The sequence below is a fragment of the Halalkalibacter kiskunsagensis genome (genome assembly GCF_037027555.1).
Classification (GTDB): domain Bacteria; phylum Bacillota; class Bacilli; order Bacillales; family Bacillaceae_D; genus Halalkalibacter; species Halalkalibacter kiskunsagensis.
Window position 1 is genome coordinate 13,445 of record NZ_JAXBLX010000039.1, and the last position, 13,078, is coordinate 26,522.

The window sequence follows — 13,078 nt, forward strand, 5'->3', positions numbered from 1 at the left end:
CTCTTAATGAAGGAAAAATGACTGATTATGTTATGTAGAGAAAGAAATAGATTTTCTATAAGCATCTTAGATGAGGTGCAAGATTTACAGAAGAGCGTGAGCAACATGAAAAATTCTTGGTCCAATAGAGAGTCCCTTTTCCCTTTGGGGCTCTTTTTATATTGAAGGAGGCGAAGACTTGCCATGTCGAAATGAAACAGTCAACAGTGCTGGAGTTTGGATATTCGCGCTTATGGGCGCTTATATCTATCCCGTTGTAATAGCTCTCCAAGTAACTTATTTCTTTTATGCTAACGGGTTGCGTTTCTGCAGCAGCAGCAGCGCCTTTTTGCCTAACGAAGCAGACAGATTAACTCAATAATCACCGTATAGTTAACATTAGTTGGACATATCTTTTATTGAGGAGGTGTGTGAAGCTGTTAGTTGTTGATTTGAAATCAAGGTGGTATGTTATTGTTTTAACTTTGTTTTATATTTCTTTTGTGTTATTCGTTAGCTTTGTAGGAAAAGGTATATTTTATCCAGATAGACTTGATGGGAGCTATACTGGTGTGTCGCATAATTTTGTCCCTTTTACTACCATCGGAACTTATCTACTCAACATTCATAGCTATAATTTAGATACTTGGTTTTATAATACTTGGGTACTCAATCTATCGGCTACTTCTTGATCCAGCATATCGATTTGTCTTGCGATTTCAGGAATAGAATCAAAAATATACTGTTGTGAAATTACGGAGACGATTACGTTTATTAAGTAATTGTTTCTTCGCGTTTGACTAAATACTGCGCAATAGGAAAAAGCTGGCATTTACCAGCTTTAAAATCAATCATTTTTTTAATTCAGAGCCACACAACTGTTACTTACCTTGATGTGCTTCTTTTAAATTTTCTATGTGAAATTTTTTCATTTGAAGAAATGCTTTTGTCAATCGATCTATTTGTTCGTTCGTCCCGTTTGCCATCATTTCTCCTATAACCTCTGGCCAGATTTGCCAAGAGACACCGTACTTATCTCTCAACCAACCACATTGTTCTGCTTTTGGATCTGAGGAAAGCTTTTCCCAGTAGTAATCTATTTCTTCTTGATTTTCACACCGAACTAAAAGTGAAATGGCTTCATTAAAATGGAAGTCATGTGGCCCGGCACTGTCCATTGCGGCGAACCATTGATTCTCAAGCATAAAATCTGTAAACATCAAAGTCCCTTCCTTGTCTGGTTCCATGCCAGCAGGATAACGAGCGATTTCCCCTCGTCTTGAATCATTGAAAACAGAAAGATAAAAGGCACTGGCTTCTTCTGCCTTACCGCACACATCTTGAACATACATCATAGAAGGTGCGATAAATGGTCGTTCCTCACCTTCTGGGTTCGTGAGGATTAGCTGCCATGTCAGGCCATACTTATCCTGTATCCATCCGTATCGTTTACTGAACGGATATTCTTGAAGTGGCATAAGTGGTGTACCGCCTTGTGACAGCTTTTCCCAGAGCTGATCTAAATTTTCTCTTGCGTTCTTATCTCTTGAAGGATCAAAATTGACAAAAAAAGAAATCGAAGGGTTAAACTGAAAATGCGGGCCTCCATTTATAGCCATGAATGAATATCCTGCGATATGAAAAGAAACAACATCGCTATCTCCAGATGGCGTGTTACGAAGTGTTGCGATATTGGTGACTTTTGAATCAGGAAAAATGGAAGTATAAAATTGTGCAGCTTCTTTTGCTTCCTGATTAAACCAAAGATGGGGGACAATTTTTTGTTCTATCAATGATATACCCTCCTTGTAAGTATGAATTACCTTATTTGATCTCGTTCAAATGCTCTTCCAGACGGTTCCAAGTCTCGGTAATTCCTTGTAGCATACCCATATCCATGACGGTTTTGAGAGCTTCCGCAGACACATACTCAGCACGGTTAATAAGTTTCGTCTTCCCGTCCAGATCGATGAATTCCAACGTGACCTCGGTTGATGGCATATTTTCGTCGATTCTTCCCTCGGCATCCGAGAAGTAATCGGTGTAGATAATGGTCTCCGGTTCGATAATATCTTTGTAAATAGCTTTCCCCCAAGATTCCATGCCATAATAATCACCTTGGTTTTGATCCATGCACTTCATACAGAAGTGCCAAACTCCACCCGGTCGGAAATCGATGTGGCAAACCGGAAGTTCCCAACCATTAGGTCCCCACCAATGCTTGAGATGCTCTGGTTCTTTGAACATTTTGAACACGAGATCGCGCGGTGCATCGAAAATGCGCTCTAGCACCAGTACCCGATCGTTCTCTACTCTTGAGCTTATTTCGTTAATTGACATCTTAATTCCTCCATCCACTTAAAATATCTTTTTCTGTTTTTCATTAACTTTTTCCAATATGGCAACGCAATTATTACTACGATGTCTCCGATCTTGATGTTTTTTAAAATAGGTTGCTTTACAATCGATCAAAGCGGGCCCATGACCAACTTTACAAATCATTGTTTCTGATTCTTTTTACCCCAGTCAATTCAATGGTTTTTTTCCCTGTAATACGTTGAGATAATCGTCCAACCGATCCATTCGCGCTTCCCACACTCGACGGTAGGAGTCAAGCCACTTATCCAACTCTTGAAGCGGTTCTGGTCTTAGATTATAAATGCGAAGATTAGCTACCTGTTGAACCTCGACAAGACCAGCATTACTCAATACACGAAGATGTTTTGAGGTTTGGGGCTGGTTTAGTTTTAACTTCTTCGCAATCTCTCCCACTGGAAGCGGTCCGTCAAGAAGAAGGTCAACGATATCAAGTCGGTTGGGTTCAGCTAGAGCACTGAAGGTTTGCACGTTCATGTAGAATCATCTCCCAACATGTGTATGTTTCTAGTTTTAATGATCGCTTGTTGTCATATCAAGAATATCACCTCCGTATTTCCATAATAACTATGTCGTAACTTGTTGTTAAATTCATTATTCCATATAAGGAATATTCCATTCAAGGAATATTCAGCAAAATTATTTAGGGCGGTATAATGTAACTATCCACAGGTTTCTATTAACAATTCGTCGCGTCAGGTAAAGATAAACCAAAAAGGGGTTAAACTGAACAATGGAGAATTCGATGGGGGATTCGGCAACGGTCATCGTTCATGTAAGGAAAATACGCAAAAAAACGGATCAGATTTTTACAATCCCTATATTGAGGTGGTTTGGGGAGCAGGTTACAGATTGGAATTTGGGAAATGTAACGGATAAAATTCGGCGTGACTTTCCAATTTGTAACTGAAAGCAACAATAAATTTACCATCCTGCGAATAAGCGAGCATTTGTGAGTAAATAGAATCTAACTGAGGGAGTACAAATATACTGTTCAGAAAGAATTAAGGACGAATTCCACAAATTGGTGAAACGTCCTTGTTCAACTAACGGGAGCGAGAATTGAAAAGAGCAACACATCCTAAAGTGTTGCTCCAGTAGTGATTAGAAGTATTTCTGGTAAAACTCTTTCCTAAGCCTCCCACTTAATTGAGCATAAATACGTGTTGTTTCACTCTTCTCATGCCCCATTAAACTAGACTTTAGATTCATGGGAACATAAAGTAAGTGGAGAAGACAAAGATGCAGGAATGTATTTTGAATATACGTGGATAAAAAGCAGCAATTTACAGAAAATTGATGGAGAGTTGAGGAGCTTTCTTACATTAAAACACATCCCTGAGTTATTCAACTAAAGGGTGCGTTTCTTTAATAAGGTCTTTGAAATGTTATTCCGCAAAACGGGGGCAATAGAGGAAGAACTTTATTAATGTCTTTTAAGATTATCTTGAAATCGAGTCTTCCGTTAAAGGGCGCTTTTCTGAAATAAGGAAAGCGTCTTTCTTCATGAAAAGGGCCAGATTATGGAGCAAGGAATAAAGCTATTTTCTTGTAATGGGAGGTTAATTTAGGAAGAAAATAATGGTAAAATTAGTAAGAATCTTTTTAGAAGGTTAATCCAATTAATTGAAAGGGTTACTATACCTTGGAGTATGACATTTTAATTTTTATTATGAAAATGCTTTAGGGAGGGTGTAAATGGAACCGAAAATAAATATCAATAATTCAACACATTTTTCCTGGCTGTCGTGTTGGCCGCAGTGGACTGGGTATGCAGCTGCTCTATGGTCCCTCTTATACGGGTTACTCGGGCTGTACTGGTTTTTAGGTGGAAACGGATTTCCTTTCGGTAAAAACGATTCACGGGCAGAAATGATGGGATCATTTTTATCAAATCTTAATGTTGATGTCGGGGGACCAGTCATTGCCATAGCTGGATTGGTAGGTACAGTGGTAGCTATTGCGATGAAAATGACATGGGGAAGTCGTTTTCATCGTGCAATATTTCTCTCCTATGCTTGGATAATGAGTGTGACGCTTATATTTATAGTTCCAGATTCGCGAATTGTGCAGAACTTTGCTTATTTGTTTTTGCTTCACTTTGATCTGCTTGATTGGAGAGTTATTAATCAAGTTTTTTGTATAGTTGGTGGGTTCATATGGGGCGCTTCTGCAATAGCATATTTTCGTCTTACACAGAATGCTTGCGGCAATTGTGGCAGGAATGACGCTACAGAAGGATCATCAGCAAAAGCAACAGCAAAGTGGGGAAAGTGGTTTACCTATTTTGCCGTTATTATGGCATTGCCATACGGTATTGTCCGATGGGCGTGGGCGTTAGGAATTCCTTTGGGGACAAACGACTCATCAATGGTTGGGAATGAAGACAATGTAAGAGTTGAAGCCATACTGGGAGGATTATGTATTGGCGGTGGAGTTCTAACTCTTGGACTTATTCAGAGATGGGGAGTGATTTTTCCATGGTGGTGTTTTTTTCTAGCAGGTAAACAAATTCCAATTTGGTTTGTTATGGTTCCTGCAATGTTGATGTCGACTATTATCACGATAACGGGGCTAAAGCTCAGTCCACAAATCATATTTATGATGGTTAATGGCTCAATTACCAATGAAAATTGGGGACAATTTGTTCCTTTTTTGTTTTGGTTGCCATGGGGAATATCTCTAGGGATAGCAATTTTAGCCTATTATTTAAAAAGGCGGGGACGATGCAAGCATTGTGGTAAACTTTAATTCATCATTTTAATGGTCATTTAACATAAATAAAACCAAATGTGGCGAATTTAGATTACTTATAGATTGTATACATGAGAGTTTTTATTTTCCTTCACTTTACTATTCGTTGATATTCAACTATAGGGAGCTTATGTTGAATAAGAAAGATGAAAAAATAACAGAGTCTTTTGCTGCGCAGTACAACGATATTACGCAGCAACAGTCTCTTTATTTCACAAATAATCCCAGGCCTAATAATTCAAAATAGCTTTCAATGCTAATGTTATGATAAAGAATTTGTAAATTTCGACTGAATTTCTTTTAAAAACATATCAGCTGCAGCGGAAAAAACCTGATGCTTCCTCCAAACAATATTTAAGCCAGCTTCAAGTCTTGGTTTTAGCGGTCTAAAACAAAGGTTACTGTCGCTAGACGTATTTACGATTTTATCAAGAGTTATTGCATAACCAATGCCTTCTTCAACCATAATGGCAGCATTATAGGCAAGGTTGTATGTAGTCACGACGTTTAGTTTATCAAAATCTTCACCAAACCAATCCGTAAATTCATTTTTAGAAAATGTTTTTTTCATAGGCTGTCTTGAACAGATTAGCGGAACATTTAGTAAATCCACGGCTTGAATGGTATCTTTGAAGGCGAGAGGACTGTCTTTCCTCATAATTACGCCCCAAACATCTTTGGCTGGAATATCGATATAATGGTATTTTGATAAATCAGCTGGTTGAATTAAAATTCCAAAGTCAAGCAATCCTTTGTCAAGCCTTTCTGTCACATCGTCTTCGTTTCCGCTGTAAAGGTGATACCGGATATTTGGATAACTTAATTGTAAATCTTTTACTACCCGTGCAATCTGTCTCATAGCCTCTGTTTCTCCACCACCTATATAGACATCACCACCTATTGTCTCTTCCATGGAACTGAATTCAGCCTCTAATTTGTCGACCATATCAAGAATTTCTTCTGCTCTCTTTCGAAAGAGCATTCCTTCTTCGGTAAGAATGATACTGTGACTACTTCGAATGAATAGTTTTTTACCTAAATCTTGTTCAAGCTCTTTTACTTGTCTTGACAAGGTTGGCTGTGTAAGATGCAAAAAATCAGCAGCCGCCGTAATGCTTCCTTCTCTTGCAATAGTTAGAAAATAACGCAAAACTCTTAATTCCATAAAATACTCCTCCCTTATTACGTTTTAGTATATACGTTTTAGAAATACTCAACAAGCATATCATGATATGCGATATGAGTATTAGCTATATCTAAATGACATAGCTAAAATAAATAGTAATAACATCAGTAGAAAGGACAGTGATTAGTGTGTCTACTATTAAAGATAAAGTTGTTGTTATTATGAGTACATCTAACCATCATCCGTCCGACACATCAGTATTATTAGGACTTCAAAAAAATAAAATCAAAATCAATCTGGGAGGGAATAAGTATGACTAATAATGAGAAAGTTTGGTTTATCACAGGTGCTGGACGCGGAATGGGGGTTGAGTTCGTAAAAGCTGCTCTTGCAGCAGGCTACCAGGTCGTTGCCACTGGTCGTAATACTGAAAGGATAGCCAAAGTTCTTGGCGATGACGAAAATCTGTTAATTGTGAGGTTAGATGTTACAGACCCCACAGATGCTGAGGCTGCAGTAAAGTCGGCTGTTGACCGATTTGGACGTATTGATGTATTGGTCAACAACGCAGGTAATTTCTATGGAGGTTTCTTTGAGGAATTGACTACTAAACAGATTGAAGGACAAATCAATACTAATCTATATGGTCCTATGAACGTTACCCGCGCGGTGTTACCTTTGATGCGTAAAAATCGTAATGGACACATTATTTCGGTCTCTTCTCTCGCAGGATTGGTTGGATTTGAGTACAATGCGGCTTACCGTGCTTCGAAGTTCGCTCTTGAAGGTTTTATGGAGTCGTTACATCAAGATGTCGCTCCATATGGAATCAGAACCACCATTGTAGAACCAGGCTTCTTCCGTACCGAATTTTTGGAGCCAGAATCAACATTCCTTGCTGAGTCTTCTATCGATGACTACTCCGAGCGTAATGCACAATATCAGGCTTTCTGGAAAGAAAAAAATGGAAAACAGGAAGGCGATCCTGCCAAACTTGCAAAGTCTTTAATCACCATAGTAAATCAGGATGAACCACCTTTACGCTGGACCGCTGGTGCAGATGCGATTGCTGGCGCAGAGCAGAAAGTTGCAGAGCTTCAAAACCAGATCAATGCTTATCGTGACCTTTCGATATCCTTATCTTACGAGGATGCATAAGCTTTCATGCTTTCATATGAAGTTAATCAGGAAGATTGATTCGAGACTGGTCGGTAAAAACACATCGTTCCGAAACAGACCAAATTCAAAAATTGAAATACGATGCAACGGCTGATGCAGATCGATTAGTTGTTGAGCGGGTTGCGGCAATTGCTGAGAAATATGGCGTTCCTCGCGTTCAAATTGCTCTAGCATGGTTGTTGCAGAAGGAACCTGTAACTGCTCCGGTCATTGGAGCTACAAATATATCTCAACTTGAAGAAGCGGCTGATGCTTTTCTGTTAAGTTAACATCTGAAGAAATTGCATTCTTGGAAGAACCATATGTTCCCCATCCAATAGTTGGTCATAATTAATTGAATCGAGATCAGCTATAAAATATTTAGATGAGGAGTGAAAAGATTGAATAAAGTAAAAATTGCAGGAAGAAAAGTTTCTCCCATAGGATTAGGCACTTGGAATATGGGAGACAAAGCAGAAAAATTTGAACAAGAGGTAGAAGCAATAAGAGCTGGTCTTGATCATGGCGTTCAAGTTATTGATACTGCTGAAATGTATGGTGATGGAAATTCTGAGAGGTTAGTTGCACATGCTATTAAGCCTTATAACCGTGAAGAACTATTTCTCATTTCAAAAGTTCTTCCTTCAAATGCCTCAAAAAAGCAATTAGCGGTTAGTGTAGAAAATAGCTTAAAAAGATTAAATACGGATTACTTAGATCTATACTTGCTCCATTGGCAAGGGAATATTCCTATTGAAGAAACGATTGAAGCGTTAGAGAAAGTAAAAAGTCAGGGGAAAATTAAGTCATGGGGTGTTTCTAATTTAGATATTGATGACTTAGAAAAAATAATAAAACTGCCTGATGGACTAGAGTGTGCAACAAATCAAGTACGTTATAATTTGGGAGATCGAGGAATTGAATTTGACTTAGTACCTATGATGAACAAACTTGAAATGCCATTGATCGCCTATGCTCCAGTTGCTCGGGGCGATAGTTTTGGTACCAACCTAACCAAACAAAAAGTTATAAAGGAAATTGCTGAAAAACACCAATCAGATATTTTCCAAATTTTATTAGCATGGTGTATTCGAAATGGTCAAACAATTGCTATACCACAATCTAGTAATACCGCTCATGTGATAGATAATGTGAAAGCAGCTGAGATTCAATTAACTCAACAAGATTTGGAGCAATTAGATTCAATCTATCCAAGACCTAGCATGAAACAGCCTCTTGCCTTATGGTAAGAAGAGAAGTAGAAATTACTTGTGCAGGCAAAATGGTAACCAAAGAATGTAATATGTAGTGGATTGATTTATCTCTAAAAAATCTCCCTTCTTATTTAAAAGAAGACTAAAACAAAATACATGAAAGGTAGTGGTGATTGAGGATGAAAAAAATCATAGTCCTACCTATATTTCTACTACTTATGATTGCTGGATGTGCTGAAAATGACCATCAAAATACTGGGACTGAGCCGGGAAATGCTTCAGGTGAGCGAGAAAATGAAGGGCAAGAAGAGCAAATTTTACTCATTGAAAATCAAGAAGTAATTGCGGAAAATCTTGAGATTCCTTGGTCGATTGAAAAACTTGAAGATACATTCTATTTGACAGAGAGACCAGGATATATCATAAGAATGGAAAATGGAGAAATTGAACGGCAAGACGTAGAGCTAGAAAAAGAACTTTCTTCAGTTCCAGAAGCAGGGTTATTAGGGTTTGTACTCGATCCGGAATTTCTGGAATCTAATATAGCTTACGCTTATTACACCTATGATGACAGTTCTGGACCATTGAACCGGATTGTTACACTGCGTTTGGAAGAAAACGTTTGGCGAGAAAAGAGTTTGCTACTCAATAATATCCCAAGCGGTACCTACCATCATGGAGGAAGGCTTAAAATCGGATCCGATGGGAAACTTTATGTAACGACTGGAGATGCATCTGCACCAGATATAGCACAAGATCTCGATTCATTAGGTGGGAAAATTTTAAGAATGAATCTTGATGGATCGATTCCAAATGATAATCCATATCCAAATTCCTATGTTTATAGTTATGGACACCGCAACCCTCAAGGAATTACTTGGTCGTCTGATGGTACGCTATATTCAAGTGAGCACGGCAGCAGAGCAAATGATGAGGTCAATTTAATAGAAGCTGGTCAAAATTATGGCTGGCCGATTATTGAAGGCAATGAGGAACAAGAAGGTATGGTTTCACCGCTGTTTACTTCTGGTGATACAAATACTTGGGCACCATCTGGAATGGACTATTATGATGGTAAATTGTATGTTGCAGCATTAAGAGGATCTGCTGTTTTAGAATTTGACCTTGAAACAGGTGAACAACGAGAAGTAATATCTGGACTTGGCCGAATCCGGGATGTACTAATAGAAGATAATTACCTTTATTTCATTAGCAATAATACAGATGGACGTGGTAATCCAGCAGAGAATGACGATAAGCTATATCGAATCTCAATTCAGAATTAAATTAGTTTTGCAAGTTCAATGAGTGATGTGTACGAAACAAAGTATCTTTCTTGTTCAGTAATAATAGGGAATGATAAGGAAGTAAAACAACATCTTAAGAAAGTCATATTGATAAGGAGAATGTCAATGGAAATTCGAGATTTTCTAGCACACTTGAACCGTGGTGAGACGGTTGAGGGGGGATCAGAAATACATCAAATGATGCATACAGTATCACAGGAAGCCCTCAAAATGATTGCCCAGATCAACGGAAGCTATCATCCCCCGGAAGAAATTCGTAAATTATTTTCTGATTTAATAGGCAGTCCCGTAGATGAGACATTTGCCTTATTTCCCCCTTTTTATACAGACTGTGGTAGAAATATCAATGTGGGAAAGAATGTCTTTATCAATTCAGGATGTCGTTTTCAAGATCAGGGCGGCATTACAATTGGCGATGGGGCGCTTATCGGACACAATGTTGTTTTGGCTACCCTTAATCACGACATTAATCCCAACAAACGCAGTACGATGCATCCTGGGCCCATAGTGATAGGTAACAATGTATGGATTGGAGCAAACGCGACAGTTCTACCTGGTGTGACCATTGGTGACGGTACTATTGTCGCCGCTGGTGCTGTTGTCACCAAGGATGTACCGCCTAACGTCATTGTTGGCGGTGTACCTGCAAAAATTCTTAAAAATATCGAAAACAGTATGGAGTAATCCTGCTGTTTTCTTGTTATCTGCAGATTATAGGTGATTTGTATTGAATGAAAAGTACTTAAATAATTTTATAAAGAAAGGAATATCGGTAATGAAAAAAATACATTTAATACTATGTATGTTTATAATCAGCTTTGGCCTGACTGCTTGTTCTACTAGTGAAACAAACGAAAGAGAAGAGATGAATGTAGAGGAAATGCCAAGTAGTGAAACTAACCAAGGAAGTGAAGAGTCGAATGTAGAAGGAGAGCTAAGCAGTGAAACTAACCAAGAAAGGGATGAGGCTGAAATGTCACCCCCGCTAACGACTATAGATCTAAACATTACAATAGGCGACGAAGTATTCTTAGCAACACTTTATGATAACCAAACAACACAAGCACTGATTGAATTACTCCCTTTAAGCATAGACATGGAGGATCTTTATAGAAATGAAAAGTTCTATTATCTTTCAGATAGACTCCCAACAGATTCTGAGAGACCCGGCGTTATTAATGCGGGAGAAATTATGCTTTATGGGGACAATTGTCTAGTATTGTTCTATGAAACCTTTTCAAGTTCCTATAGCTACACTCGTCTCGGATATATCGAGGATGTGGAAAGATTTGCAAAAGCAGTCGGTAACGGTGATATACGCGTTAATTTTGATTTAGTTGAAAATTAATAAGTGAAGCATGGGGACGGATCTCTTGCTTCTTTAGTTTCGCTAAACGAAGGAAGCGTAAGAACCGTCCCGATGCTTCCGATGCTTCCCTGATATATGTAAAGTTAGCAGTACATAATAAAGTAATAAGGTTTACTTCAGTAAAATAAGGTATATTATATTTGTTGAATAGATTCTTTTTAAAGACAAGAAAAGTAGGTGAACAAAGTGGGAAAATATCAATTAGATGCCAAAGGTCAGGTAGCTGTGACAAAGTTTCATGAAAAACAGACGCCTGCCAAATTTGATAAAAAGCAGCAACTTGAAAAATTACGTGCGGAGTATTTGAAAAAGAAGCAAAAACAAACAGATAAATAATATGAATGTAAGCATAGGAAGACAAAAATCTCCCTATGTTTTTCTTATTCGAAGTTCTTTTTTCAATTGATGATAGAGTTTATTATTCCCATAAATTTCAGTTAAATTTATAGTGAGGAAGGGTTATCTGATGACGAGTTTTTTGTCATGAGAGGGAATTGAGGCCGAATCATCTGATTATGCAGCACCCCCTCAATCAACTTCACCGTCTCATACGTAGCCTTATAATCAACCGACTCCCAATCTGTATGCTCATTCATATAACCAGCAGATAAATTAACTGAAGGGATTCCATATCCGGCAAACACTTTCGCATCACTTAATCCTCCAGCAGTGGTCTTCCAATCGTCCATACCAAGTAATCTTCCTGCCTTCTCAAACACTTCACCATAACCAGTTGGACAAAAAGAGGTTCCACCGTTAGATATGACGATGTCACGTGTGCCTCTACGGTCAACAACAATGGCCCCGTCTACATCTTCTATAAAATCTGTATCAATTTCTCTTGAGCCAACACATCCAATTTCTTCTTTAACCGTGAAAACAATTTTTAACGCTCCATTGAAGTTTGTTTTGTGGATTCGGGATAAGGTTTCTAAAATGACTGCAATTCCAGCACGGTCATCTGCACCTAAAATACCAGATGAGCTTGTTAAACTGGTCCCATCTTCTAGGATTTCACGTCCAGCATCAAACTCCTCAACCGTATCCATGTGAGCGGATAACAAAACCGTTGGACCATCTCCGCAATTAAGGTAGGCCAGGAGATTACCTGCATGATCGACGTACGCATAATCAGTCATTCGTTGTAATCTTTGTTGCAAGTACGTCCGGATTCGGCGTTCGTTTCCGCTTGATCCTGATAGAGAGAGTAAATCAAGTAAGCGAGGTTTGAAAATTTCCGCCTCAAAATCAACTATCCTCTCTGGTATTTCGATCAAGGCATAAAGTCGCTCAGCAACATCCAACAGTTTGTGAATGTCTCCTTGATCATAATAAAAACCTACTTTTTTTCCAGAAAAACGTACTTTGATTCCAGGAATAACACAAGCTCGAATAAGATTCATTTGCTGCATGGTAAGGTGGTTTCTCGCATATACATAAGCAGGTCTCGTGTTATGTCCATCGCAGCAATAGACAGTGTAAAAACCTAGAGCATTTAACCAGCGAATGATTCCCCGCATATGTGGATCTATATCTGCTAGAGGAAGCTCTTGTTTCATAGGATCAATCAATGATTCACGACCCATTCGTTCTACTTGATGCGATGCTTCATTCAAGGCTTGTAACCAATCATTTTCCAAAACTAATTCTAATTTTTTGTCGTTTGTATTAACAAGGCCTATTGCTTTCTTTAGAAACTTACCTGTCTTTGTCATCTCCCCGTTTGCAGCTCGCTCCACATCTGATTGCAAAAACCCATGACGTACTAAAAGTGTTTTCCCATTCATAATCAACC

General features: G+C 38.5%; 12 protein-coding genes and 2 pseudogenes. 8 read left to right on the plus strand and 6 right to left on the minus strand.

Features of this window, described 5'->3' with window-relative positions:
• Positions 1–860: 860 nt before the first annotated feature.
• From SLH51_RS18745 to SLH51_RS18760, 4 genes and pseudogenes are all read right to left on the minus strand, one after another.
• Positions 861–1,778 carry a VOC family protein gene (locus tag SLH51_RS18745; protein ID WP_335963033.1) on the minus strand — a complete coding sequence of 306 codons (918 nt, stop codon included), beginning with the start codon at positions 1,776–1,778 and terminating at the stop codon, positions 861–863.
• 25 nt (positions 1,779–1,803) lie between these two features.
• On the minus strand, positions 1,804–2,319 hold the full coding sequence (locus SLH51_RS18750) for an SRPBCC domain-containing protein (protein ID WP_335962997.1): 516 nt from the start codon (positions 2,317–2,319) through the stop codon (positions 1,804–1,806).
• Between the two features lie 186 nt (positions 2,320–2,505).
• Positions 2,506–2,832 carry an ArsR/SmtB family transcription factor gene (locus SLH51_RS18755; RefSeq protein WP_335962998.1) on the minus strand — a complete coding sequence of 109 codons (327 nt, stop codon included), beginning with the start codon at positions 2,830–2,832 and terminating at the stop codon, positions 2,506–2,508.
• Between the two features lie 627 nt (positions 2,833–3,459).
• Positions 3,460–3,552: pseudogene (locus tag SLH51_RS18760) on the minus strand (integrase); the annotation flags it as partial.
• A 501-nt stretch (positions 3,553–4,053) separates the two neighbouring features.
• Here SLH51_RS18760 and SLH51_RS18765 point away from each other — a divergent pair.
• A complete protein-coding gene (locus tag SLH51_RS18765) occupies positions 4,054–5,106 on the plus strand; it encodes a hypothetical protein (protein WP_335963000.1) in 1,053 nt (350 codons plus the stop codon).
• A gap of 265 nt (positions 5,107–5,371) precedes the next feature.
• Here SLH51_RS18765 and SLH51_RS18770 read toward each other — a convergent pair whose 3' ends face one another.
• Positions 5,372–6,274 carry a LysR family transcriptional regulator gene (locus SLH51_RS18770; protein WP_335963002.1) on the minus strand — a complete coding sequence of 301 codons (903 nt, stop codon included), beginning with the start codon at positions 6,272–6,274 and terminating at the stop codon, positions 5,372–5,374.
• Positions 6,275–6,547: 273 nt separating this feature from the next.
• Between SLH51_RS18770 and SLH51_RS18775 the strand changes: the two genes are divergently transcribed.
• The 7 genes and pseudogenes from SLH51_RS18775 to SLH51_RS18805 all read left to right on the plus strand — a co-directional run bounded on the left by SLH51_RS18775 (position 6,548) and on the right by SLH51_RS18805 (position 11,619).
• The gene (locus SLH51_RS18775; protein ID WP_335963003.1) at positions 6,548–7,393 is read left to right on the plus strand and encodes an SDR family NAD(P)-dependent oxidoreductase; all 846 of its coding nucleotides are present in this window, start codon (positions 6,548–6,550) and stop codon (positions 7,391–7,393) included.
• Between the two features lie 26 nt (positions 7,394–7,419).
• Positions 7,420–7,748: pseudogene (locus SLH51_RS18780) on the plus strand (aldo/keto reductase); the annotation flags it as partial.
• Positions 7,749–7,794: 46 nt separating this feature from the next.
• Positions 7,795–8,643 carry an aldo/keto reductase gene (locus tag SLH51_RS18785; RefSeq protein ID WP_335963004.1) on the plus strand — a complete coding sequence of 283 codons (849 nt, stop codon included), beginning with the start codon at positions 7,795–7,797 and terminating at the stop codon, positions 8,641–8,643.
• A 143-nt stretch (positions 8,644–8,786) separates the two neighbouring features.
• The gene (locus SLH51_RS18790; protein WP_335963005.1) at positions 8,787–9,893 is read left to right on the plus strand and encodes a PQQ-dependent sugar dehydrogenase; all 1,107 of its coding nucleotides are present in this window, start codon (positions 8,787–8,789) and stop codon (positions 9,891–9,893) included.
• Positions 9,894–10,019: 126 nt separating this feature from the next.
• Positions 10,020–10,598 carry a DapH/DapD/GlmU-related protein gene (locus SLH51_RS18795; RefSeq protein ID WP_335963007.1) on the plus strand — a complete coding sequence of 193 codons (579 nt, stop codon included), beginning with the start codon at positions 10,020–10,022 and terminating at the stop codon, positions 10,596–10,598.
• Between the two features lie 43 nt (positions 10,599–10,641).
• Positions 10,642–11,262, plus strand: coding sequence for a cyclophilin-like fold protein (locus SLH51_RS18800; RefSeq protein WP_335963009.1), 621 nt, complete (start codon positions 10,642–10,644; stop codon positions 11,260–11,262).
• A 207-nt stretch (positions 11,263–11,469) separates the two neighbouring features.
• A complete protein-coding gene (locus tag SLH51_RS18805; protein WP_332699002.1) occupies positions 11,470–11,619 on the plus strand; it encodes a hypothetical protein in 150 nt (49 codons plus the stop codon).
• A gap of 107 nt (positions 11,620–11,726) precedes the next feature.
• On the opposite strand, the gene SLH51_RS18810 is transcribed toward SLH51_RS18805, so the two are convergent.
• Entirely contained in the window at positions 11,727–13,070 is a 1,344-nt protein-coding gene (locus tag SLH51_RS18810; RefSeq protein ID WP_335963012.1) for a M20/M25/M40 family metallo-hydrolase, read from the minus strand.
• Positions 13,071–13,078: the final 8 nt, after the last annotated feature.